Source organism: Pseudomonas deceptionensis (genome assembly GCF_900106095.1).
Classification (GTDB): domain Bacteria; phylum Pseudomonadota; class Gammaproteobacteria; order Pseudomonadales; family Pseudomonadaceae; genus Aquipseudomonas; species Aquipseudomonas deceptionensis.
Map to the genome: position 1 here is coordinate 2,393,518 of NZ_FNUD01000002.1, position 21,670 is coordinate 2,415,187.

The 21,670-nt window shown below is 58.9% G+C and carries 23 protein-coding genes and 1 tRNA gene; 14 read left to right on the plus strand and 10 right to left on the minus strand.

The annotated features are described in order from the left end of the window. Positions 1-79: 79 nt before the first annotated feature. Positions 80-643 (minus strand): chalcone isomerase family protein, encoded by a 564-nt coding sequence (locus BLW11_RS10980; RefSeq protein WP_048358698.1) that lies wholly within the window; start codon positions 641-643, stop codon positions 80-82. 288 nt (positions 644-931) lie between these two features. Here BLW11_RS10980 and sthA point away from each other — a divergent pair, with 288 nt between their 5' ends. Further along, the gene (gene sthA, locus BLW11_RS10985; protein WP_048358697.1) at positions 932-2,326 is read left to right on the plus strand and encodes a Si-specific NAD(P)(+) transhydrogenase; all 1,395 of its coding nucleotides are present in this window, start codon (positions 932-934) and stop codon (positions 2,324-2,326) included. Between the two features lie 42 nt (positions 2,327-2,368). Here sthA and BLW11_RS10990 read toward each other — a convergent pair whose 3' ends face one another. Together BLW11_RS10990 and BLW11_RS10995 are read right to left on the minus strand one after the other, a co-directional pair. Further along, entirely contained in the window at positions 2,369-3,091 is a 723-nt protein-coding gene (locus tag BLW11_RS10990; protein ID WP_048358696.1) for a glycerophosphodiester phosphodiesterase, read from the minus strand. Between the two features lie 15 nt (positions 3,092-3,106). Then, on the minus strand, positions 3,107-3,691 hold the full coding sequence (locus BLW11_RS10995; RefSeq protein WP_048358695.1) for a PilZ domain-containing protein: 585 nt from the start codon (positions 3,689-3,691) through the stop codon (positions 3,107-3,109). Between the two features lie 94 nt (positions 3,692-3,785). Between BLW11_RS10995 and BLW11_RS11000 the strand changes: the two genes are divergently transcribed. The 3 genes from BLW11_RS11000 to BLW11_RS11010 all read left to right on the plus strand — a co-directional run bounded on the left by BLW11_RS11000 (position 3,786) and on the right by BLW11_RS11010 (position 7,035). Further along, positions 3,786-5,036: a lipoprotein-releasing ABC transporter permease subunit gene (locus BLW11_RS11000; protein ID WP_048358694.1), complete on the plus strand. Its 1,251-nt coding sequence runs from the start codon at positions 3,786-3,788 to the stop codon at positions 5,034-5,036. Between the two features lie 7 nt (positions 5,037-5,043). Then, positions 5,044-5,727 carry a lipoprotein-releasing ABC transporter ATP-binding protein LolD gene (lolD, locus tag BLW11_RS11005; protein WP_162837860.1) on the plus strand — a complete coding sequence of 228 codons (684 nt, stop codon included), beginning with the start codon at positions 5,044-5,046 and terminating at the stop codon, positions 5,725-5,727. 63 nt (positions 5,728-5,790) lie between these two features. Continuing rightward, positions 5,791-7,035, plus strand: a complete 1,245-nt coding sequence (locus BLW11_RS11010; RefSeq protein ID WP_048358692.1) for a lipoprotein-releasing ABC transporter permease subunit — start codon at positions 5,791-5,793, stop codon at positions 7,033-7,035. A 117-nt stretch (positions 7,036-7,152) separates the two neighbouring features. Here the strand turns inward: BLW11_RS11010 and BLW11_RS11015 are convergent, their stop codons facing one another. Continuing rightward, complete coding sequence (locus BLW11_RS11015) at positions 7,153-8,508, minus strand: heavy metal sensor histidine kinase (RefSeq protein ID WP_048358691.1); 1,356 nt, start codon at positions 8,506-8,508, stop codon at positions 7,153-7,155. Beyond that, positions 8,508-9,188 (minus strand): heavy metal response regulator transcription factor, encoded by a 681-nt coding sequence (locus BLW11_RS11020; protein ID WP_048358690.1) that lies wholly within the window; start codon positions 9,186-9,188, stop codon positions 8,508-8,510. The genes BLW11_RS11015 and BLW11_RS11020 overlap by 1 nt, the downstream gene beginning before the upstream one ends. A 154-nt stretch (positions 9,189-9,342) precedes the next feature. Between BLW11_RS11020 and copI the strand changes: the two genes are divergently transcribed. Then, positions 9,343-9,879, plus strand: coding sequence for a copper-resistant cuproprotein CopI (gene copI / locus BLW11_RS11025; RefSeq protein WP_048358689.1), 537 nt, complete (start codon positions 9,343-9,345; stop codon positions 9,877-9,879). Positions 9,880-9,961: 82 nt separating this feature from the next. Further along, positions 9,962-10,792, plus strand: coding sequence for an NADPH-dependent 7-cyano-7-deazaguanine reductase QueF (gene queF / locus BLW11_RS11030; protein ID WP_048358688.1), 831 nt, complete (start codon positions 9,962-9,964; stop codon positions 10,790-10,792). A 51-nt stretch (positions 10,793-10,843) separates the two neighbouring features. On the opposite strand, the gene BLW11_RS11035 is transcribed toward queF, so the two are convergent. After that, positions 10,844-11,317: a peroxiredoxin gene (locus BLW11_RS11035; RefSeq protein WP_048358687.1), complete on the minus strand. Its 474-nt coding sequence runs from the start codon at positions 11,315-11,317 to the stop codon at positions 10,844-10,846. Positions 11,318-11,329: 12 nt separating this feature from the next. Then, positions 11,330-11,890, minus strand: a complete 561-nt coding sequence (locus tag BLW11_RS11040; RefSeq protein WP_048358686.1) for a glycine cleavage system transcriptional repressor — start codon at positions 11,888-11,890, stop codon at positions 11,330-11,332. Positions 11,891-12,218: 328 nt separating this feature from the next. On the opposite strand from BLW11_RS11040, the gene dapA reads away from it, so the two are divergent. The 5 genes from dapA to BLW11_RS11065 all read left to right on the plus strand — a co-directional run bounded on the left by dapA (position 12,219) and on the right by BLW11_RS11065 (position 15,917). Then, positions 12,219-13,097, plus strand: coding sequence for a 4-hydroxy-tetrahydrodipicolinate synthase (dapA, locus tag BLW11_RS11045; protein WP_048358685.1), 879 nt, complete (start codon positions 12,219-12,221; stop codon positions 13,095-13,097). A 17-nt stretch (positions 13,098-13,114) separates the two neighbouring features. Then, positions 13,115-14,230 (plus strand): outer membrane protein assembly factor BamC, encoded by a 1,116-nt coding sequence (gene bamC, locus BLW11_RS11050; protein WP_048358684.1) that lies wholly within the window; start codon positions 13,115-13,117, stop codon positions 14,228-14,230. A 4-nt stretch (positions 14,231-14,234) separates the two neighbouring features. After that, positions 14,235-14,993, plus strand: a complete 759-nt coding sequence (locus BLW11_RS11055) for an MBL fold metallo-hydrolase (protein ID WP_048358683.1) — start codon at positions 14,235-14,237, stop codon at positions 14,991-14,993. A gap of 28 nt (positions 14,994-15,021) precedes the next feature. Further along, the gene (gene purC / locus BLW11_RS11060) at positions 15,022-15,735 is read left to right on the plus strand and encodes a phosphoribosylaminoimidazolesuccinocarboxamide synthase (RefSeq protein ID WP_048358682.1); all 714 of its coding nucleotides are present in this window, start codon (positions 15,022-15,024) and stop codon (positions 15,733-15,735) included. Between the two features lie 92 nt (positions 15,736-15,827). Next, a tRNA-Ser gene (locus tag BLW11_RS11065) sits at positions 15,828-15,917 on the plus strand. Between the two features lie 152 nt (positions 15,918-16,069). On the opposite strand, the gene BLW11_RS11070 is transcribed toward BLW11_RS11065, so the two are convergent. The 3 genes from BLW11_RS11070 to BLW11_RS11080 all read right to left on the minus strand — a co-directional run bounded on the left by BLW11_RS11070 (position 16,070) and on the right by BLW11_RS11080 (position 17,584). Beyond that, the gene (locus tag BLW11_RS11070; RefSeq protein WP_048358681.1) at positions 16,070-16,363 is read right to left on the minus strand and encodes a hypothetical protein; all 294 of its coding nucleotides are present in this window, start codon (positions 16,361-16,363) and stop codon (positions 16,070-16,072) included. A gap of 190 nt (positions 16,364-16,553) precedes the next feature. Then, on the minus strand, positions 16,554-17,345 hold the full coding sequence (map, locus tag BLW11_RS11075) for a type I methionyl aminopeptidase (protein WP_048358680.1): 792 nt from the start codon (positions 17,343-17,345) through the stop codon (positions 16,554-16,556). After that, positions 17,342-17,584: a ParD-like family protein gene (locus BLW11_RS11080; RefSeq protein ID WP_048358679.1), complete on the minus strand. Its 243-nt coding sequence runs from the start codon at positions 17,582-17,584 to the stop codon at positions 17,342-17,344. Before BLW11_RS11080 ends, map begins: the two co-directional genes overlap by 4 nt. A gap of 429 nt (positions 17,585-18,013) precedes the next feature. On the opposite strand from BLW11_RS11080, the gene BLW11_RS11085 reads away from it, so the two are divergent. The 3 genes from BLW11_RS11085 to BLW11_RS11095 are packed head-to-tail and all read left to right on the plus strand — an operon-like array spanning position 18,014 to position 21,615. Continuing rightward, the gene (locus tag BLW11_RS11085) at positions 18,014-18,550 is read left to right on the plus strand and encodes a sugar dehydrogenase complex small subunit (protein ID WP_169774229.1); all 537 of its coding nucleotides are present in this window, start codon (positions 18,014-18,016) and stop codon (positions 18,548-18,550) included. 14 nt (positions 18,551-18,564) lie between these two features. Continuing rightward, positions 18,565-20,154: a GMC family oxidoreductase gene (locus BLW11_RS11090; RefSeq protein WP_048358678.1), complete on the plus strand. Its 1,590-nt coding sequence runs from the start codon at positions 18,565-18,567 to the stop codon at positions 20,152-20,154. A 3-nt stretch (positions 20,155-20,157) separates the two neighbouring features. Next, complete coding sequence (locus BLW11_RS11095; RefSeq protein ID WP_048358677.1) at positions 20,158-21,615, plus strand: c-type cytochrome; 1,458 nt, start codon at positions 20,158-20,160, stop codon at positions 21,613-21,615. Positions 21,616-21,670: the final 55 nt, after the last annotated feature.

Consider the following 21,670-nt stretch of genomic DNA (forward strand, 5'->3'; position numbering starts at 1 on the left):
CGCCGTTGCGCAAAACAGTTTTGTAACCATATGTGTATCAAAAGTTGTAGGCAACATTTGTTGGCGCTACACGGGCGGGTCAGGGCCTTTGCGCGAGCAAATCCCGGCGCAGTTTTTCGGGCAGGCCTTCGGGTGCCAGCCAGATCCCGAGGTAGGCCCGGGCCAGTTCATGGTTCTGGCTATTGAAAATCACCGTGCCATTGCGCTCGATGTTCAGGCCGCGTCGGGGGTTGTAGTCCAGGGCGTAGCGGTCCCCGCGTTTGATGTCGCCAAAACTCGATTGCAGTTTTTTTAGTGGCGCATCGAGGGTGGCCAGGGTGGTGGCGGGTTGTTGGCGCTTGAGGATGGTGTCAGACGCTTTGGTGATATCGGCATGGTCCAGGTCGCGCAAATAGAACAGCTCAAGTCGCAGGTCGCGTTGCTCGTTGAAGGCTTGTTGCGGGTTGACGTCGGGCTGGGTGAACAGGGCGGCGGCATAGATGTCAGCCCACAGGTAGGTCAGCACGATCTGGCCTTTGCGCTCCATGACGTGCGTGCCTTCTCGCCATTGTGCGGGGAAGTTGGCTTCTTTTATCGGCCCGGGCTCGGCTGCCTGGCCGGTGGCGCTGTACATCAGCAAAAGTACGATCAACATCTGGCGCATGGTGGATCGCTCTGATCGAGGGGTTGTTAAAGGGTATGTCAGTTTTACGATTAATGCGGGTTCCCCTGACCCGTAGCAGCCTTCGGCAGCTGCTACGCAGGTAGTCGTTTTACGTAATTCGATGTAGTGAACACAAAAATAGCCAACGACCAGACCAAGGGTTAATGTTCGCGGCGTTCAGGCTTCTATAGACTGTGCCCCACGTTTTGATCCTTCATGGCGCTGGCCGCGACATGATTTAGCCGCAAGTGCCCCAATGGGTGCTTCGGCCTGTTCTGAGGAGTACGCATGGCTGTCTACAACTACGACGTAGTGGTACTGGGTTCCGGCCCGGCAGGAGAAGGTGCGGCAATGAACGCCGCAAAAGCAGGGCGCAAGGTAGCGATGGTCGATAGCCGGCGTCAGGTCGGCGGCAACTGCACGCACTTGGGCACTATCCCGTCCAAAGCCTTGCGTCACTCCGTTCGCCAGATCATGCAGTTCAACACCAATCCGATGTTTCGGGCCATTGGCGAGCCGCGCTGGTTCTCGTTCCCGGACGTACTGAAAAGCGCCGAAAAAGTCATCTCCAAGCAGGTGGCTTCGCGCACGGGCTACTACGCCCGCAATCGAGTTGACCTGTTCTTCGGCACCGGCAGCTTCACCGACGACCAAACCATCGAAGTGGTCTGCGCCAATGGCGTAGTCGAAACCCTGATGGCCAAGCAGATCATTGTCGCCACCGGTTCGCGTCCGTATCGCCCGGCCGATATCGATTTCAACCACTCGCGTATCTACGATAGCGATACCATCCTGAGCCTGGGCCATACCCCGCGTAAGCTGATTGTTTACGGCGCTGGCGTAATCGGCTGCGAGTACGCGTCGATCTTCAGCGGTCTGGGTGTATTGGTCGAGCTGGTGGATAACCGCGAGCAACTGCTGAGCTTCCTCGATTCCGAGATATCGCAAGCGCTGAGCTACCACTTCAGCAACAACAACATCACCGTGCGCCACAACGAAGAGTACGAGCGGGTTGAAGGCGTCGAAAATGGCGTGATCCTGCACCTCAAGTCCGGCAAAAAGATCAAGGCGGATGCCTTGCTCTGGTGCAACGGTCGTACGGGCAACACCGATCAGCTGGGCCTGGAAAACATCGGCATCAAGGCCAATGGTCGCGGTCAGATCACGGTTGATGAGAACTATCGCACCACCGTGCCCAACATCTTTGCCGCAGGCGATGTGATCGGCTGGCCAAGCCTGGCCAGTGCGGCGCATGACCAGGGTCGTTCGGCAGCGGGCAGCATCGTGGATAACGGCAGCTGGCGCTTCGTCAATGATGTGCCGACCGGCATCTACACCATTCCCGAGATCAGCTCGATCGGCAAGAACGAGCAGGAGCTGACTCAGGCCAAAGTGCCGTACGAAGTGGGCAAGGCGTTTTTCAAGAGCATGGCGCGGGCGCAGATTGCCGGCGAGCCTCAAGGCATGCTGAAGATCCTGTTTCACCGTGAAACCCTGGAAGTGCTGGGTGTTCACTGCTTCGGTTACCAGGCGTCAGAGATCGTGCACATCGGTCAGGCGATCATGAACCAGCCGGGTGAGCTCAATACCCTGAAGTACTTCGTCAACACCACGTTCAACTACCCGACCATGGCTGAAGCCTATCGGGTAGCTGCTTACGACGGTCTAAACCGGCTTTTTTGAGCGGCTCCGGCCGGTGGCCTGAGCCGGCCGGGGAGACCGATTTCAGCCATTCCCGAGGGTGGCAGTGGCCAAACCGGGAAAGTCTGTAATCAGGCTATCTACGCCGAAGTCGGCGAGCCTGCGCATCAGCGCAGGTTCGTTGACTGTCCACACCGACACATGCAAACCCTGGCGCTGGGCCTTTTCAAGGCGTTCAGGCGTGCAGAGTGTCCAGTTCAGCGCCAGCATCTGGCAGCCATAACTCTGTGCCACTTTTATCGGGTCAAGCCAGGCGTACTCGGCTACCAGTCCGCGAGACAAATCCGGGGTCAGTTCCAGCGCCGCCTTGAGCACTTCGCGAGAGCTTGAGGTAACGGTAACCTTGTCCATGATGCCGTGGCGCACAGCCATTTCACGAATGGCAAGTACGGTAGTCGCAGCGCGGGTACGTGATGCGCTTTTGACTTCCAGCTGCCAGTGTTCGAAATCGCACTTTTCAAACAGTTCCTCAAGACGGGGGATCGGGCACGGCTGCATCCAGCCCGGGCCGCCCTTGCGTGCGTCATAGGTCACCAGGTCGGCGGCAGTGTGTTCAATCACCTTGCCGCGCCGGTCGGTGGTGCGCTTGAGAGTGGGGTCGTGGATAACCATCAGCTCGCCATCTTTGGACAAGTGCAGGTCGAGTTCACAGCGACGGACACCATGCTTGAGGCATTGCTCAAAGCTGGCAAGAGTGTTTTCCGGTGCTTCGCCTTTGGCGCCGCGATGGCCATAAATCAGGGTCACAGTTACTCCTTGTCTCTACTCGGCTGCGGATTCGTGTTGTTCGCGGGCCAGGCGGCGTGCCTGCGCCTGCTTTTGCAAAATGTAGCGCGCCAACAGCTGGCGCTGCGCATCGGTGATGGATTCGAACTCGGTGTCGATTGTGTAGTGGTCATCTTGCGCCAGGCAGTTGACGACCCGGGCGCGCAGCAGCAAGCCCAGGGCTTGCGGCATCAGAACCAGCTTGACTGAAAGATGGCTGCCCGCCGGGCAGGGGTGCGGGTGCTGGAATGCGATGCCGCCTTCGGACAGTGTCACCGGTTGCAGCTCGCCGATCTCTCCCAGCACGGTTTGCGCGACGATCTGGCTGAGCAGGTCGACGCGTTTGTTCAGGGTTTTCAGGTAGCTGGACAGCGTGCGGTCACGCTCGCTGATCTGGCGCAGCAGGTGCTGGGACTCGAATTCGCACAGGTGTAATTCGCTGAGCAAATTGAACAATGGCGACGCATCCTGCAACACTTCGCCGCTCGCGGCTTCGGGGGCCGACAGCGGGGTTATTTCCAGTGCGATCGTATCCTCGATACGGTAGTATTCGCGGCGATCTGCGTCATTTAATGTCGACATGGCGAACCCGTGATGGCGGCTGTGGTCTGAGTGTAAAGCTGCTTATCAGGCCCCGCCACAAGGACGTCTTCTTTTCCCTCGAACAAGCCCCGACATGTTCAGACCTCTCTCTTTATTTATCGGCACGCGTTATACCCGTGCAAAGCGCCGCAATCATTTTGTGTCGTTCATTTCTCTGACTTCAATGATCGGACTCGCCCTCGGCGTGGTCGTGATGATTGTGGTGCTGTCGGTGATGAACGGCTTCGATCATGAGATGCGCACCCGCGTGCTGGGCATGGTGCCCCACGCGACCATCGTCGGCGATCAACCGATCAGCGACTGGCAAAGCCTGGCCGCCAGGGTCAAGCAAAACCCGAAAGTGGAGGCCGTGGCGCCGTTCACCCAGATGCAGGGTTTGCTGACCAATGACGGCAATGTGCAGAAGGTGCTGCTCAATGCCATCGACCCGGCGCAGGAGCGCAATGTCTCGATTATTGATCAGTTCATGCAGCAGGGGCAGCTGGATTCGCTGACCCCCGGCAGCTTCGGCATCATCATTGGCGACAAGGCCGCGAAGAAACTTGGCGTGGTTGTAGGCGACAAGCTGACGTTCGTCGCGCCGGAAGTCACGGTGACCCCGGCCGGCATGTTCCCGCGCATGAAGCGCTTCACCGTGCAGGGCATTTTCCATGTCGGCGCCGGTGAAATCGACGGTTATCTGGGCATCACCAACCTGCAGGACCTGGCGCGCTTGCAGCGCTGGAAACCCGATCAGGTGCAGGGGCTTCGGCTGAAGTTCGATGACCTGTTCGAGGCCCCGCGTACCGCATGGGAAATCGCCCAGCAGTTGGGTGAAAGCCAGTATTACGCCCGTGACTGGACCCGCACCCACGGCAACCTGTACCAGGCCATCCGCATGGAAAAAGCCATGATCGGCCTGCTGCTGTTGCTGATTGTGGCCGTTGCCGCGTTCAACATCATTTCCACGCTGGTGATGGTGGTCAATGACAAGAAAGGCGATATCGCCATCCTGCGCACACTGGGTGCCACGCCCGGCACGATCATGGCGATCTTTATGGTCCAGGGCACCGTTATCGGTGTGGTCGGGACCGCGATCGGTGCGCTGGTCGGCATGTTTGCCGCGCTCAATGTCAGTGCTGCGATCTCGGCACTCGAAGGCCTGATCGGTCACAAGTTTCTCAATGCCGATGTGTACTTCATCGACTATCTGCCGTCGCAATTGCAGGCGCAGGACGTGTTGATGGTGTGTGGCGCGGCATTGGTTCTGAGTTTCCTCGCGACCTTGTACCCGGCCTGGCGTGCTGCGCGCACCCAGCCTGCGCAGGCGCTTCGTTATGAGTGAGTTGGGCATGAAAGAACAAGCAGTGTTGAGTTGCCGCGACCTGGGCAAGTCCTACGAGGAAGGCCCGGAGTCGGTGGTTGTGCTGTCGGGTCTGCAGCTTGAGCTGCACCCCGGTGAGCGGGTGGCAATTGTCGGCACCTCGGGCTCGGGCAAAAGTACCTTGCTCAACTTGCTCGGTGGTCTCGATACACCGTCCAGCGGCAGTGTGTGGCTGGCCGGTGAAGAACTGTCGGCGCTGGGCGAAAAGGCCCGTGGCCAGTTGCGTAACCGCTCCCTGGGGTTCGTTTACCAGTTTCACCATTTGCTGCCCGAATTTACCGCGCTGGAAAACGTCTGCATGCCGCTGCTGATCGGCAAGACATCGATCCCTGAAGCCCGTGAGCGCGCCACTGCGCTGCTGACCCGGGTGGGGCTGGGCCATCGCCTGGAGCACAAGCCGTCTGAACTGTCGGGCGGCGAGCGCCAGCGTGTGGCCATTGCTCGCGCACTGGTCAATAACCCTGGTCTGGTGATGCTCGATGAGCCCACCGGCAACCTTGACTCCCATACCGCCCAAGGCATTCAGGACCTGATGTTGGAGCTGAGCACCTCGATGCGCACCGCGTTTTTGGTGGTGACCCACGACATGAACCTGGCCCGCCAGATGGATCGCGTGTTGCACCTTCAAGACGGTTGCCTGACCACGATCTGATCGGCCAGCACCTGGCGCCTGCAAGCGGGCGTCGGGTCTTTAATTTTTATACGGTGCCCGCGAATGTTCAGACCGTTATCGATTTTTATCGGCACGCGCTATACCCGCGCCAAGCGCCGCAATCGTTTTGTTTCGTTTATCTCCATGACTTCGATGATTGGCCTCGCCCTGGGCGTGCTGGCGATGATCGTGGTGTTGTCGGTGATGAACGGTTTTCAGCGTGAAATGAGTAACCGCATTCTCGGCATGGTGCCCCACGCGACCATCATTGGCGCCAAGCCGATCGATGACTGGCGCCCGGTGGCCGAAGCGGCACTTAAAAACCCGGAAGTCACGGCAGCCGTACCCTTCACTGAAATGGACGGCATGCTGTCCTTTAAAGGTTCGATGCAGCCGATCCAGATCAGCGGCATTGATCCGGCGCAGGAAGGCAAGGTATCGATCGTGACCCGGCACATTGTGCAGGGCAGCCTCGAAGACTTGAAGCCAGGTGAGTTCGGGGTGGTGCTGGGTGATATCACGGCCCGCCGCTTTCGTTTGACCGTGGGCGACAAGATCACCTTGATCGTGCCTGAAGCCAGTACCGCGCCGGGCGGGATTACCCCGCGTTTGCAGCGTTTGAACGTGGTCGGCATCTTCAAGGTCGGGGCAGAGCTTGATGGCACCATGGGCCTGATCCATATGGCCGATGCTGCGGCCATTGCGCACTGGGAGCCGAATCAGGTGCAAAGCGTGCGCCTGGCGGTCAAGGACCTCTACGCTGCACCGCAGGTTTCGCAGCAGGTGGCTGCAGGCCTGGGCGCCGGTTACAAGGCAGATGACTGGACCCACACCCAGGGCAGCCTGTTCAGTGCCATGAAAATGGAAAAAACCATGATTGGCCTGTTGTTGCTGATGATCGTTGCCGTGGCAGCGTTCAACATCATTGCAACACTGATCATGGTGGTGAACGACAAGGGTGCTGATATCGCGATCTTGCGCACCATTGGCGCCACACCGCGTCAGATCATGGCCATTTTCATGGTGCAGGGCACGGTGATCGGTATTGTGGGCACCTTGATCGGCGGTGTACTGGGCGTAATTGCCGCGTTGAATGTCAGCGAGCTGGTGGGTTGGGTGGAGCGGGTTTCCGGGCAGCACATCTTCAGTTCCGACGTTTACTTCGTCAGTAACCTGCCATCAGAGCTGCAAGGCGGTGATGTGGCGTTGATCTGTGGCGCAGGCTTCGTGCTGAGCTTTCTGGCCACGCTGTATCCGGCGTACCGTGCAGCGCAAATCCAGCCGGCCCATGCGTTGCGGTATTCCTGAATGTTGTAGCCGCTGCCGAAGGCTGCGATAAGGGCCGCAGGGCCTTCAGGTTTGAGGGCTGCTACGGCGCAGTGGCGCAGCAAACCCATCGCAGCCTGCGGCAGCGGCTACAGGAACTCAGGTGCTGGCCGGCAGCTCAATCACAAACCGCGTCATCCCTTCCTGCGACTCACACCTGATCTGCCCGCCATGGGCGCGAATGATCGATTGGGTGATCGCCAGTCCCAACCCTGCATGTTCGCTACTGCCTTCTCGGCGTGCAGGGTCTGCCCGATAAAACCGGTCAAACAGGCGCGGCAGCAGTTCTGCAGGAATCCCCGGGCCGGTGTTCTCAATGCCAATTCGCGCACCGGTCGCCGACGCACCCATCACTACCTTGATCGCACCGCCACTCGGGGTATAACGCAGTGCGTTATCCAGCAGGTTGGAGAGGGCGCGCCGCAGCATGCTGCGGTCGCCGGCAATCTGTGCGCTGCCTTCACGTGTCAGCTCGATCCGGGAGTCTTCGGCCAGCAGCGCGTAAAACTCCAGCAACGCATCCACTTCATTGCCTAGGTCCAGTGGCTCGCGGCGGGGTGTGAGCAGTCCGTGGTCAGCCTTGGCCAGGTACAGCATGTCGTTGACCAGCTGCGCCATCCATTGCAGCTCCTCAAGGTTGCTGTGCAGTGTCTCGCGATACTCTTCAATGCCCCGGGGGCGCGTCAGGGTGACCTGGGTGTGGGTCAGGAGGTTGGACAGCGGAGTGCGCAACTCATGGGCGATATCGGCGGAGAATGCCGACAATCGCTGAAATGAATCGTCCAGACGCCCAAGCATGGCGTTGAAGGCCGTAGCCAGCTCGGCCAGTTCGGCCGGCATTTGTTCCTGGGGCAGGCGGGCGTTGAGTGAGTCGGCCGAAACGCTGGCTGCAATCGCGCTCATGCGGCGCAAAGGGCGCAATCCGCTACGGGCCGCCCAGGCACCGAGAATTGCCGTGGCCAGCGCTGAGAGCCCCACTGTCATCCAGATCAGGCGTTGCATGCGTTGCAGAAAGTGCTGGTGGTGGGTGATGTCCAGTAACAACGTCAGATGCGGTGCGTTCGGGGTGTCGTTTTGCGGCACCAGTACCCGGTAATCGGTGCCGTTGATTTGCAGGCTGCCCAGGCCCGGCGGGGTCGCAAGCTCAAGCGGCAGGCGCGGTGAGCTGTCAAACCACAGGTGCCCGTCCGGGCCGCGCACCCGTACCGCAAGGTCCGGCTGATGGGCCAGATCCTGCAAGAGCGCTGGCAGGCGTGCGGTGAAACCCTCCAGGGTGTTTGCGCCCTGCAGTGTGCTGCGCAGGACGGCGAGGCGGCTTTCCATCAGTTGTTGGTCGAGTTCGACAAAATGTACTTCACTGGCCCGCCCGAACAGCACCCCGGCAAACAGCGACACCACCGCGGTACAGCCGGCAAACAGCAGTGCCAGGCGACTGCTCAGTGACAGGCGGCGCATCAACTGCTGCGCTCTTCGAGCACATAGCCCATGCCGCGCACGGTGTGAATCAGCTTGTGTTCGTGGAGGTCGTCGATCTTCAGGCGCAGGCGGCGGATCGCAACTTCGATGACGTTGGTGTCGCTGTCAAAGTTCATGTCCCACACCTGTGACGCGATCAAAGACTTGGGCAGGACTTCGCCCTGGCGGCGCAGCAGCAGCTCCAGGAGGGAGAACTCCTTGGCGGTGAGGTCTATGCGTTGGCCATTTCGCTCGGCGCGGCGGCGGATCAGGTCCAGGCGCAAGTCGGCCAGTTGCAGGCTGGTTTCCTGGGGGGTGTTGTTGCCACGGCGCAGCAGGCTGCGAACCCGGGCCAGCAGTTCGGAAAATGCGAACGGCTTGACCAGATAATCGTCAGCCCCCAGTTCCAGGCCGTAGACGCGGTCGTCGACAGCATCGCGGGCGGTCAAAAACAGTACCGGAATCTCCAGCCCTGCGCTGCGCACCGCTTGCAGGATTTGCCAGCCGTCTCGTCCGGGCAGCATCACGTCGAGAATCAGCAGCGAATAATCCCCAGTCAAGGCCAGATGCTGGCCGGTGATGCCGTCAGCCGCAAGCTCGGTGGTGAACCCGGCCTCGCTCAAGCCCTGGCGCAAATACTGCCCGGTTTTGACCTGGTCTTCGACAATCAGCAGTTTCATGGTCGACTCGTCGTAAAAAAGTACGTCAGCCTTATACCTTGGAGTTTGTGGTGTAGGGTCAAACTGACAAAGTTGTAATCTTACGGTCAGTTGAATGCCAGTACCGGGATTTTAAAGTGGTGGTAAGCCTGATCTTTAGTTTCTGGGAGTAAGTATGACCGTACGTAACCGATTGTCTCTTGCCGCGTGTTTGTGGGTGCTGAGCTTGCCAGTGATGGCATCGCCTGCCGGCCATTATGATTTTGGCCAGCCCGCGCCTGCCGCCAGTGCCACGCGTACAGTGGAGATAGACATGACCGATATGGCGTTCTCACCCCGGTCGCTGGAGGTCAAGGCCGGTGAGACCGTGCGTTTTGTGCTGGTCAATAAAGGCCAGCTGTTGCACGAATTCAATCTGGGCGATGCCGCGATGCACGCGGCGCACCAGAAGGAAATGCTCGAAATGCAACAAAGCGGCATGCTTACGCCCGCCGGCATGAGCCATGGAGGGATGGATCACGCGGCCATGGGGCACGGATCGCAGCCGATGCCTGGCATGAAGCACGATGATCCCAACAGCGTGCTGGTCGAGCCGGGTAAAACCGCTGAGCTGACCTGGACGTTCAGCAAGGCCGACAACCTGGAATTCGCCTGTAATGTACCCGGTCACTACCAGGCGGGCATGGTCGGCAAGGTCAAAGTTGCACCTTAAACAGGGCAGATCGTCTGCGGGCGCTGAAACTGCGGGATAAACCCGATAGAATTACCGGGTTTTTCTAGCCAGGTTTTTTGTCATGCATCCCGCCGCCGAACATTCCCCGCTGGGCAAGTCCAGTGAATACATCAGCACCTACACTCCGTCCTTGCTGTTCCCGATCCCGCGTGCGGCGAAATGGGCAGAGCTGGGGCTGAGCGCCGAAACGCTGCCTTATGTCGGGGTGGATTACTGGAACTGCTTCGAGCTGTCGTGGCTGCTGCCCTCGGGCAAGCCGGTGGTGGCCATTGGCGAGTTCTGCTTTGCCGCCGATTCGCCGAACATCGTGGAGTCCAAGTCCTTCAAGTTGTACCTGAACTCGCTGAACCAGACCGTGTTCGTCGATACCCAAAGCCTTGAGGCCACCTTGCAGGCGGATTTGTCAGCCGCATCGGGCAAGCCTGTCAGCGTGCGGGTACGCAGCCTGGATGACGTTCAGGCGGACGGTGTGGGCGTTTTGCCCGGTGTGTGCATTGATGATCTGGACATCAGCGTCAGTGATTACGAACAGCCGCGTCCCGAGTTGCTCAAATGCGACGAATCGCAGCTGATCGAAGAGAGCGTCTACAGCCATCTGCTCAAATCCAACTGCCCGGTCACCAGTCAGCCGGACTGGGGCACCGTAGTAGTCGAGTACCGCGGCGCGGCGCTGGATCACGCCAGTTTGCTGGCGTATCTGGTGAGCTTTCGCCAGCACTCGGACTTCCACGAGCAATGCGTGGAGCGGATCTTCCTCGACCTGCAGCGTTTGCTCAAACCCGAGAAGTTGACCGTGTATGCGCGCTATGTGCGACGTGGCGGGCTGGATATCAACCCGTACCGCAGCACCGAAACGGTTGAGTTCCAGAATGTGCGGTTGGTGCGTCAGTAAAGCTAAAGCCCCTCACCCTGGCCCTCTCCCGGAGGGAGAGGGCCAGGCGGATCAGCCGTTATTCAGCGCCTTGGCCTGCTCGAGTACCGCCTCCACATGGCCCGGCACTTTCACGCCGCGCCACTCGTGACGCAGCACGCCGTCCTTGTCGATCAGGAACGTGCTGCGATCAACGCCCATGTACTCCTTGCCGTACAGCTTTTTCAGCTTGATCACGTCAAACAGCTGGCACAGGGCTTCGTCCTTGTCGCTCAGCAGCTCAAACGGGAAGCCTTGCTTGGCCTTGAAGTTCTCATGGGACTTGAGGCTGTCGCGAGACACACCAAACACTTCGGTATTGGCTGCCTGAAACTCGGCGTAATGATCGCGAAAGCCCTGGCCCTCAGTGGTGCAGCCCGGCGTGCTGTCCTTGGGGTAGAAGTAAATCACCACCTGCTTGCCCTTGAGTTGCGACAGGCTGACGGTTTTTTCACTGGTTGCCGGGATCTGGAAGTCGTCTACGGGTTGGTCAATTGCAACGGCCATGAGTGTGCTTCCTTACATCGGGTTCTGTGGGCGCCACGGTTCGATCAGCGCATCGAGGTTCAACGCGTCGGCGAAGTCCAGGAACTGATCGCGCAACCAGCTGATCTGAATGCCGGCCGGCAAGGTCACGGTGAACGTGGCGTTCAGCATGGTGCCGCCGGTTTGCGGGGCCTGATAGGTGTCGCACGTCAGGTTTTCGAGCTCTACGTTGTGGTCCATGAAGAACTGGCACAGCTCGTTGATGATGTCCGAGCGGTAGGCAGAACTCACATACGCCACATACGGCAGAGCTTGCGGGCGGGTTTCGAGCGGGGCACTGCGCACAACATTGACGCTGAAAGCGTGCTTTTTGGCCAGTGCGGGCAAGCCGGCTTCAAGGCGGGCCAGGGCGTCCCAGCTACCGGTGATTTCCAGGACCAGCGCGCTGCATTCGCCGTGGCGAGTGAGGCGCGAGGTCACGACGGCGCAGCGATTATCATGGCTGGCGCGGCACAGGACGTTGGTCAGCTCCATTGGGTTGGCGCCAAGGGCACTGATGACAAGGAATTGTTCGCGAACTGTGGGGGTGGACATTCAGCCTTCCTAAAACGATGAGTGGTCAGTACGGTCGATGGGCTGCGCGTCGAATATCGGTTGCCTCTCAAAACGCCAAAAGCCCGCAAACACGGCATTACAGACGGTTTGCAGGCTCTGCAAACCGCGCTCGGCGGCGTTTGGGCGGGGCTTTGAGCGCCTAGTGAAGGCCCGTGAAACAGACCCGCGCGCGCATCAGTACCAATCAAAGGCTGAAGGGTAGCGAAAAGCAACGCGAAGGGGAATGCTCATCGGGCGCGCTGTTGCTTGTGCAAGGGTCATGGCGCCAGTACCATTACGGCTCTCTTTTTCCGGCAGGAGCGGTTGCATGATTGCGGGCAGTATGGTGGCACTGGTCACACCTATGGATGCACAAGGTCGTCTTGATTGGGACGCTCTGAGCAAACTGGTGGACTTTCACCTGCAAGAGGGCACCAACGCCATTGTTGCCGTTGGCACTACAGGTGAATCGGCAACTCTGGATGTGAACGAACACATCGAAGTGATTCGTCACGTTGTCAAACAGGTTGCAGGGCGCATTCCGGTGATTGCCGGTACAGGCGCCAACTCGACGCGTGAAGCGATCGAGCTGACTACTAATGCGAAGGCCGCTGGCGCAGATGCCTGCCTGCTGGTGACTCCGTATTACAACAAGCCGACCCAGGAAGGCTTGTATCAGCACTTTCGTACCATCGCAGAAGCGGTAGACATCCCGCAGATCCTTTACAACGTACCGGGCCGCACTGCCTGCGACATGCTGCCGGCGACCGTTGTGCGCCTGTCGACGGTGCCGAACATCATCGGCATCAAGGAAGCCACTGGCGACCTGCAGCGCGTCAAGGACATCCTGGCCGGTGTCAGCAGCGACTTCCTGGTGTACTCCGGCGATGACGCGACGGCAGTTGAGCTGATCCTGCTCGGCGGCAAGGGCAACATCTCGGTAACCGCCAACGTTGCTCCGCGTGACATGAGCGATCTGTGCGCCGCAGCGATGCGTGGCGATGCCGACACCGCCCGTGCGCTTCACGAAAAGCTGATGCCGCTCAATAAAACCCTGTTTATCGAATCCAACCCTATCCCCGTGAAATGGGCTCTGCATGAGATGGGCTTGATGTCGGACGGTATCCGTCTGCCACTCACCTGGCTCAGCGAGCCTTGCCACGAACCACTGCGTCAGGCAATGCGCCAGTCCGGTGTCTTGGTTTAATTGAGGAAGCACTACGCATGAAGCGATTGGCCGGACTTTCCGCACTAGCCGTGATTATTTCGAGCACCAGCGGCTGCGGTTGGCTGTGGGGTCAAGATGGTTACTTCCGCGACCGTGGCAGCGATTATCTTGAGGCGCGTCAAACGCCGCCAATGCAGTTGCCGCAAGGTGTTCAGACTGACAAGCGCCTTGTGCCGCTGTTGCCGATCCCGAGCAACGTGCCCGATGACAACGTCAAGGGTGAGTTTCAGGTGCCACGTCCTCAGCCATTGGCTGTTGCCGCCAGCTCCAACGACTACAGCCTGCAGAAGAGCGGCGACAACCGCTGGGTAATGTCGCAGCGTTCCCCGTCTGAAGTCTGGCCGGTGGCGATGCAGTTCTTCCAGGACAACGGTTTCCGTATCGACGAACAGCGCCCGCAAACCGGCGAGTTCACGACCACCTGGCAGCGTGCTGACGAGCTTTCAGCTCCGATGGCCCGCCATGTAGGCAGCAGCGGCCTGGCCGCCGACAGCGAGACCCGCCTGCGGGTGCGGATCGAGCCGGGTGTGCAGCGCAACACCAGCGAAATCTATGTTGTCAGCGCCAATCGTCCTGCCGGCAGCACCGCCAACGTCGATTTTGGCGCCCGTTCGGTCAATACCGGTCTGGATGCCGCGCTGGTTGATGAAATGCTGGTCAGCATGAACCGTAGCGCCGAGAAGGGCGGTTCGGTGTCGTTGCTGGCTGCACGTGATTTCGACACCCCGGCACGCGTCAGCCTGAGCGAAGACGGTAGCGGCAACCCGGTGCTGACCCTGACCGAAGACCTCGACCGTGCCTGGTCCGGTGTGGGCCGTGCGCTTGAGAAGGGCGAATGGCGCGTTGAAGACATCAACCGTACCTTGGGTCTGTACTACATCAACCTCGCCGAAAAAGCCGAGAAGAAGGACGAGAAACCTGGTTTCTTCTCCGGTCTCTTTGGCAGCAAGCCGGCCAAGGAAGAAGTTGAAGCCCGTGCCCAGCGCTATCAGGTTCGCCTGAGCAAGGTCGGTGACAGCGTTCAGGTAACCGTCGAAGAAAACATCAACACCGTTGCCTCGCCAGAAGTGGCGCGCAAAGTGTTGGGCGTCATCCAAGACAACCTGGGCTGATTTTATGCGTTTTGCCGTTCTCGGCAGTGGTAGCCAAGGGAATGGCACGCTGATAGCCAGCGACAGCACATATGTACTGGTCGATTGCGGTTTCTCGTTGCGAGAAACCGAGCGCCGCCTGGCCAGGCTGGGCGTTAGTGCGCACCAGTTGAGCGCCATTCTGGTAACCCACGAACATGCCGACCACGTGCATGGCGTGGGTTTGCTGTCTCGGCGCTACAATTTGCCGGTGTACATGAGCCGTGGCACTCAGCGCGGGATGCGCAAACCTCTGGAGCCTGCCGGTTTTGTGGCAGGTGGCGAGACGTTGCAGATCGGTGCGTTGAGCATCAGCGTGACCCGTGTTGCCCATGATGCCCAGGAACCCACCCAGTACGTGTTCAGTGACGGCAAGCGGCGGTTTGGCTTGCTCACCGATCTGGGCTCGTATTGTGCCGGTGTGCTGGACAGCTATAGCGGCCTGGATGCGCTGATGATCGAGGCCAATCACTGCCGTGACCTGCTTGCCCGTGGTCACTACCCGGCTTTTCTCAAGCAGCGGGTGGGTGGCCAGGAAGGACATCTGAACAACCATCAGGCCGCAAGCCTGGTGGCCGAGTTGGGCTGGCAAGACCTGCAACACCTGGTACTGGCCCACCTCAGCAGCAAGAACAACCTGCCGCAGCTGGCCCGGCAATGTTTTGTCGACACCCTTGGGTGCGACCCGGACTGGCTGCAACTGGCCGATCAAGATTCAGGGCTCGACTGGCGCACAATCGCCTAGCCCACCTACTTAGCATGCGGAGCCCATCATGGAAAAACGTGAAGAACTCTATCGCGGTAAAGCGAAATCGGTTTACAAGACCGACGACGAAAACCGCTTGATCCTGCTGTTTCGCAACGACACCTCGGCGTTCGACGGGAAGCGTATTGAACAACTTGATCGCAAAGGTATGGTGAACAACAAGTTCAACGCCTTCATCATGCAGAAACTCGAAGAAGCCGGCGTGCCGACCCAATTCGACAAACTGCTGGGTGACAACGAATGCCTGGTCAAAAAACTCGACATGATCCCGGTCGAGTGCGTCGTGCGTAACTACGCGGCTGGCAGCCTGGTCAAGCGTCTGGGTGTGGAAGAGGGCATGAAGCTCAACCCTTACACCTTCGAACTGTTCCTCAAGGACGACGCCAAGGGCGACCCGTTCATCAACGAATCCCACGTAGTGGCATTCGGTTGGGGCACTGCCGAGCAACTGGTTCGCATGAAAGAACTGTCGCTCAAGGTCAACGAAGTGTTGAACAAACTGTTCGACGACGCTGGCTTGCTGCTGGTGGATTTTAAGCTTGAATTCGGTGTGTTCCACGACGGCTCGATCGTCCTGGGCGACGAATTCAGCCCGGACGGCTGCCGTCTGTGGGACAAGGCTACCGGCAAGAAAATGGACAAGGACCGCTTCCGCCAGGGTCTGGGCGACGTAATCGAAGCCTACGAAGAAGTTGCAAACCGCCTCGGCGTTCCGCTTTAAGCTGTAAAAGGCGCGCAAGCAACTGATAGCACGCGGTTTTTTTGAAAAAAGGCTTTGCCATAATAAAAAACCGCGTTATGATGCGCGCCGTTGGAGAGATGCCAGAGTGGCCGAATGGGACGGATTCGAAATCCGTTGTACTGGCGACAGTACCTAGGGTTCGAATCCCTATCTCTCCGCCATTACATAGAAAAAGCCCCGTTGCTTAAAAGCAACGGGGCTTTTTCGTTTCTGATTTTCGATTTCAGGGCAAAAGTCATGGCCTGAGTCAGTTTTGTGACGAGCGGGTTTTACTGGCTTGCAGGGCATCTGCAATAGGCTATCCGGCCCTCCCTCAGCCCGCCGTGACCTCGCACACCCCATTAACCCTATCCTTTTTTGTATAGGAAACAGCAACAGAACCATCCGGGTTAATGCTCACAGAGAGAGTCACACCATCGCCCTTGGCTTCGTAGTAGTTGTCGTTGAATTTCTTCAGCTTGCTCGCTTTGCCGTTGATAAATACAGGGCCACCAGCATCCGCATGCACTTCAATATTGCCCGGGCAGCTCGCATTGAGTGTGGGGATTGCCGCATTCGCTGCGCCCGATGCGGCGAGCAAGATTACGAGGGGAAGGGCTTTTTTCATGTTTGAGTTCTCTGCTTGATGGCTTTGCGTAAACAGTCTGACTGCAATTGCCTCGTTACGCCCACTCTGTTTGACGCTCTTGAGGCGTTCTGCGCACGGGGCCTGAACTCACTCGCCGGCGGGTGAGTTCAGGTTCGTCAGCACATGCCCCGGGAACAACCGGCCGCCGCCCAGGCGCTGCTCAAGCCCCTCAGACGATGGCCGGGTAGCCTTCGATGCTGTCCGGCCATGGGCTCAATACTTCGAAACCATCGTCAGTCACGGCAACCATGTGTTCCCACTGGGCCGAGAGCGCGTTGTCCTTGGTGACCACGGTCCAGTGGTCGGGCAGGGTTTTCACATGGCGCTTGCCGGCATTGAGCATGGGCTCGATGGTGAAAATCATGCCGGTCTTGAGCTTCATGCCCTGGCCCGGGTAGCCGTAGTGCAGCACTTGCGGTTCGTCGTGGTACACCTTGCCGATACCGTGACCGCAATATTCGCGCACCACGCTAAAGCCTTCTTTCTCGGCCAGGGTCTGGATAGCGTGGCCAATGTCACCCAGGGTCGCGCCAGGGCGGACCATGCGGATGCCGGCGCACATGGCGTCGTACGTGGTCTTGACCAGATGCCGCGCCTGAGCACTGGGCTCGCCCACGAAGTACATGCGGCTGGTGTCGCCGAACCAGCCGTCCTTGACCACGGCAATGTCGATATTGACGATATCGCCGTCCTGCAACACCCGGTTCGACGGGATGCCGTGGCAGACCACTTCATTGACTGACGCACACACGGTTTTCGGGAAGCCGTGATAGCCCACATTTCCAGGTATGGCCTTTTGCACATTGACGATGTAGTCGTGGCAGATCTGGTCCAGCTGGTCGGTGGTAACGCCGGCCTTGACGTGTTGACCGATCATGGCCAGCACCTCGGCGGCCAGTTTGCCCGCGACCTTGGACTGGGCAATCTGGGCCGGGCTGTTGATGACGACACCCGTTCTCATAGATTCGCTCCTGCAGTGGCATCAGCCAGGTCACACAGTTGTTTCAAGTCGAGGCCGCCTTGCAGTTCGGCGCGTACCAGCAAACGGCAAATCTGATTGTGGTCCAGATCGGGGTGCAGTTCGGTCAGCATGCCGATGCGCATCCAGTGTTCGGCTTGCGCGTTGATCGAACGGTTAAGTGCGTTGCTGGCGACGCGCAGGTTTTCATGCGTGGCGTCCGAGATTTTTACGATACCCATCTCAATGCTCAATATGAAATATATATGAAACGTATATTAATCGAGGGCGGGGCGGGATCGCAACTCAATGGTCTGTTAGGCATGGACAGGCCTGAGGGTCGCTGGCTGAGATGGTGGGGATTCGCCGCCTGATCGACAGCAACCCGCGGGATATGAATGAGCACGATGTGGAGGCCATTTACCGCAGTATTTATTAAAGGCCAGTACGCGCCTCTAGTAGAGGCGTGGTTACTGTTCAGGCGGTCGAAGCTTTTACGGGTTCGTGAATACTTCTTGTTTGTAACTTCGGCCAGGAAAGTTCTTATAGGCCGTTATTCATGCGGGCATATAGATAATCTCTGTAGGATGTTTCGTACATTCTTTGTAACAACCTGATTTTCCGAAGGTCTAGGCGTTACGCCTTTATTTTTGGCAATCAAGGAGATCTATGTGATATCTCGCAGAAAGTTACTGTTTTCAGGCGCTGCTATTACCGGTGCCGGCCTTCTTTCTTCTACTTGGGCAGGCTCGGCGCTGGCGCAGCAAGTCCACAATGCCGCCAGTAACGATGTCGAACAATTGCACCAACTCTCGCTGTTTCTCACCGAGCGCGAGACGCTGGACCCGAGCCTGACGCTGCGGGTGCTGGCCCGTTGTACCGAGGCTGATCCATTGTTCCCGGACAAGATGAAAGCGCTGTGGGGCAGCATTGCGCAACAGGGTTTGAGCCGCGTGGGCCAGTTGAGTGCCAGCCCGATTTATCAGAACCCGGCGCACAAGGACACGGTGCAAAAAATTGTCCGCGCCTGGTACTTGGGCTACACCGGCACGCCGGTCAGCATGCGCGCAGTGGACGATACCAAGCTGGTGACCTTCACTGGGGCGTTGGCGTATACGCCGACCCTGGATGCCACGGTTATTCCAACGTATTCGCGGGGGCACACCAACTATTGGGTCAACCCGCCGTCCACCGTCGCCAATGATTAATACAAGGGGTACCCATGAATCAGGTCTTTGATGCTGATGTCATTGTTGTTGGGTCCGGAGCCTTGGGCAGCAACGCAGCGTTTGAACTCGCCAAACACGGCAAGTCGGTGATTATTCTGGAAGCGGGTGAGCATATTCCCCGTTGGAAGATCGTCGAAAACTATCGCAACTCGTCCAATAAAAGTAACTACAACTCGCCGTATCCGAATGAGCCGTGGGCGCGTCATTCCTACGATGAGCAGTACATTGAGAACACCGGTTCGTTTGAGTTTCGTCCGGGCATGCTGAAGCTGGTCGGCGGCACTACCTGGCATTGGGCGGCGGCGTGCTGGCGCTATCTGCCAAACGACATGAAGCTCAAAACCCTGTACGGGGTTGGCCGCGATTGGCCGATGGAGTACAGCGAGCTGGAACCTTACTACGCACGGGCCGAAGTGGCGCTGGGCGTGTGTGGCAGCGATACCCAGGATCAAAGTGGACACAACGGTGAGGCATTTCCGCCACGCTCGACGCCGTATCCGATGCCGCCTGAAGGCGATACCTACTTGTTCCAGCGCCTGCGTGCGCGTCTGGCGCCCGCGGGCTATGTGTTTTTGCATGAGCCCAATGGCCGCGCCACCACGCCTTATGACGGCCGCCCGGCGTGCAGCGGCAACAACAACTGCATGCCGGTGTGCCCGATTGGCGCCATGTATAGCGGCGATGTGCATGCCAAACACGCGCAACAGGCGGGCGCGAAGCTGTTGACCGATGCCACGGCCTACAAGTTGGAAAAGGGCGAGGGCGGCAAGATAGTGGCCGTGCATTACCGCAGCTCCAAAGGCGACGATGTACGCCTGACCGCCAAGTACTTTGTAGTGGCCGCCAATGGCCTGGAAACCCCCAAGCTGCTGTTGATCTCGGACGTGGCCAACTCTTCCGACCAAGTGGGTCGCAACCTGATGGACCACACCGGGCAAGGCTTGCAGTTTTTGGCCGATGAGCCTGTGTGGCCGGGCCGAGGGGCAGTGCAGCAAGGCGGGATTTTCAACCGTCGCGACGGTGAGTTCCGCAAGGAGCGGGCGTCGGTCAAACATGCTTTTGCCAACAATGTGCCGAACATGGCTGTGGCCCAGCGTTTGATCGAGCAGGGCGTTTTCGGCAAGGAACTGGATGAACGTATTCGCCACGATGCGGCGCGCTGGGTCGATGTGTCGACGGTGTACGAAACCTTACCGCTGGCGACCAATACTATTCGCCCGAGTACTACCCGCACCGATGCCTTGGGCATTCCGATGATGGTGGTCAACTACGAAGTGGACGATTACGTCAAAGCGGCCAAGCCCGGCGTGGACGCCGACTACGCCGACTTCGTGAAAATCATGGGCGGCACAGTGGTTGAGGACAACACCGGCTGGCAGAACCGCGACCATTTGATGGGCACCGTGATCATGGGCAGCGATGCCAAAGACTCGGTGGTCAATCATGAATGCCGCACGTTCGATCATCCCAACCTGTTTTTGGCCACCACCGGGGTGATTCCGGCTTCAGGCACTATCAACCCGACGTTGACCGGGGTGGCGTTGAGCATTCGCCTGGCCGACATCATTGCGCGGGAGGTCTGAGCCATGAACGTCCAAATCTCACGTTTGCGTGGTCTGGTTGCCCTGTGCGGGCTGTTTGCGTCGTTTTCGGTCTGGGCGGTTGAAGACAACGCTGCGTTGATCAAGCAAGGCGAGTACGTGGCGCGTGCTGCCGACTGCGCCGCTTGTCACCGTACCGTGGAAAAGGGCGGTGCAGCCCTTTCCGGCGGGTATGCCATCGACTCACCAATGGGCCGGATCATCTCCAGCAACATCACGCCGTCCAAGGCCTATGGCATTGGCGATTACACCGAGCAACAGCTGGCGGATGCCGTGCGCAAAGGGGTTAACGCCAAGGGTCAGAATCTTTACCCGGCCATGCCGTACACCTCGTATCAGGGCATGAGCGATGCAGACATTCATGCGCTGTATGCGTACCTGCAGCAGGGTGTGAAACCGGTCGACATCCCGGTGGAGCCGACGCAGCTGGCGTTTCCGTTCAACATTCGGCCCCTGATGCTTGGCTGGAACCTGCTGTTTCTCGATAACCACGGCTTTGTTCCTGAAGACGGAGCCGATGCTCAGCAGGTACGTGGTCAGTATCTGGTCGACAACCTGGCGCACTGTGGCGCCTGCCACACCCCGCGCAATGCGTTGATGGCCGAGGACAACAGCCGGTATCTGGCCGGCGCGGAGCTGGGCGGATGGATTGCGCCGAATATCACGTCCGATCACGCCACGGGCGTGGGCAGTTGGAGCGCTGATCAACTGGTTGGCTTCCTGAAAAACGGTCACGTCACCAACAAGGCGCAAGCGGCGGGTGGTATGGCTGAAGCGGTAGAGCACAGCCTGCGTTTTTTGACCGACGATGATCTGCACGCCATGGCGAGCTACCTGAAAACGGTTCCGGCGATTGCCACTGGTAATCATGTGGCCAGCCACCCGCGCGAGGTGACGCCGATTGACATGACCACGCTCGAAACGGGGCAGGGCGATCAGGCGACGCTGGCAGACGCCAGCGAAACCGACGGTGCGCGCCTTTACAACTCGGCATGCGCCAGTTGCCACGGGCGAGACGGGCAGGGCACCGTTGATGCGTTCTATCCTTCCTTGAGCCAAAACAGCGCCTTGACCGGTCAGCATGCCAATAACCTGGTGATGGCGATCATCGAAGGCATCGATCGCAAAGGTGCCGACCTTGAGGTCAACATGCCCGCCTTGGGTGATGACCTGAACGATCAGCAAGTTGCAGCCATCGCCAACTACAGCCTGCAACGCTTTGGTAACCCGCTGCTCAGTGTGGATGAGCAGACCGTGGCCAAATGGCGTCGTGGGGGTGATGCACCGTTGTTGGTAACGGCAATGCCTTACGTGATGTGGGGCGGGGGCTTGCTGCTGTTGGTTTTGATCGTTTGGGGCTTGCTGGTGCGCAGCAAGCGCCGGCGCCAACGGGCCATTGAGGCCAAAAAGACCGCTCTGAACCGGCGGTTCCACTCCCGTTGAGCTAACCTCACACCCTGCAGGAGCGCTGCCTGGCGCTCCTGCAAAAGCGGCTTGG

Coding starts and splice junctions, on each gene's coding strand:
- BLW11_RS10980 (WP_048358698.1), bottom strand. CDS start 643: ATGCGCCAGATGTTGATCGTACTTTTGCTGATGTACAGCGCCACCGGC.
- sthA (WP_048358697.1), top strand. CDS start 932: ATGGCTGTCTACAACTACGACGTAGTGGTACTGGGTTCCGGCCCGGCA.
- BLW11_RS10995 (WP_048358695.1), bottom strand. CDS start 3,691: ATGTCGACATTAAATGACGCAGATCGCCGCGAATACTACCGTATCGAG.
- BLW11_RS11000 (WP_048358694.1), top strand. CDS start 3,786: ATGTTCAGACCTCTCTCTTTATTTATCGGCACGCGTTATACCCGTGCA.
- lolD (WP_162837860.1), top strand. CDS start 5,044: ATGAAAGAACAAGCAGTGTTGAGTTGCCGCGACCTGGGCAAGTCCTAC.
- BLW11_RS11010 (WP_048358692.1), top strand. CDS start 5,791: ATGTTCAGACCGTTATCGATTTTTATCGGCACGCGCTATACCCGCGCC.
- BLW11_RS11015 (WP_048358691.1), bottom strand. CDS start 8,508: ATGCGCCGCCTGTCACTGAGCAGTCGCCTGGCACTGCTGTTTGCCGGC.
- BLW11_RS11020 (WP_048358690.1), bottom strand. CDS start 9,188: ATGAAACTGCTGATTGTCGAAGACCAGGTCAAAACCGGGCAGTATTTG.
- copI (WP_048358689.1), top strand. CDS start 9,343: ATGACCGTACGTAACCGATTGTCTCTTGCCGCGTGTTTGTGGGTGCTG.
- queF (WP_048358688.1), top strand. CDS start 9,962: ATGCATCCCGCCGCCGAACATTCCCCGCTGGGCAAGTCCAGTGAATAC.
- BLW11_RS11035 (WP_048358687.1), bottom strand. CDS start 11,317: ATGGCCGTTGCAATTGACCAACCCGTAGACGACTTCCAGATCCCGGCA.
- BLW11_RS11040 (WP_048358686.1), bottom strand. CDS start 11,890: ATGTCCACCCCCACAGTTCGCGAACAATTCCTTGTCATCAGTGCCCTT.
- dapA (WP_048358685.1), top strand. CDS start 12,219: ATGATTGCGGGCAGTATGGTGGCACTGGTCACACCTATGGATGCACAA.
- bamC (WP_048358684.1), top strand. CDS start 13,115: ATGAAGCGATTGGCCGGACTTTCCGCACTAGCCGTGATTATTTCGAGC.
- BLW11_RS11055 (WP_048358683.1), top strand. CDS start 14,235: ATGCGTTTTGCCGTTCTCGGCAGTGGTAGCCAAGGGAATGGCACGCTG.
- purC (WP_048358682.1), top strand. CDS start 15,022: ATGGAAAAACGTGAAGAACTCTATCGCGGTAAAGCGAAATCGGTTTAC.
- BLW11_RS11070 (WP_048358681.1), bottom strand. CDS start 16,363: ATGAAAAAAGCCCTTCCCCTCGTAATCTTGCTCGCCGCATCGGGCGCA.
- map (WP_048358680.1), bottom strand. CDS start 17,345: ATGAGAACGGGTGTCGTCATCAACAGCCCGGCCCAGATTGCCCAGTCC.
- BLW11_RS11080 (WP_048358679.1), bottom strand. CDS start 17,584: ATGGGTATCGTAAAAATCTCGGACGCCACGCATGAAAACCTGCGCGTC.
- BLW11_RS11090 (WP_048358678.1), top strand. CDS start 18,565: ATGAATCAGGTCTTTGATGCTGATGTCATTGTTGTTGGGTCCGGAGCC.
- BLW11_RS11095 (WP_048358677.1), top strand. CDS start 20,158: ATGAACGTCCAAATCTCACGTTTGCGTGGTCTGGTTGCCCTGTGCGGG.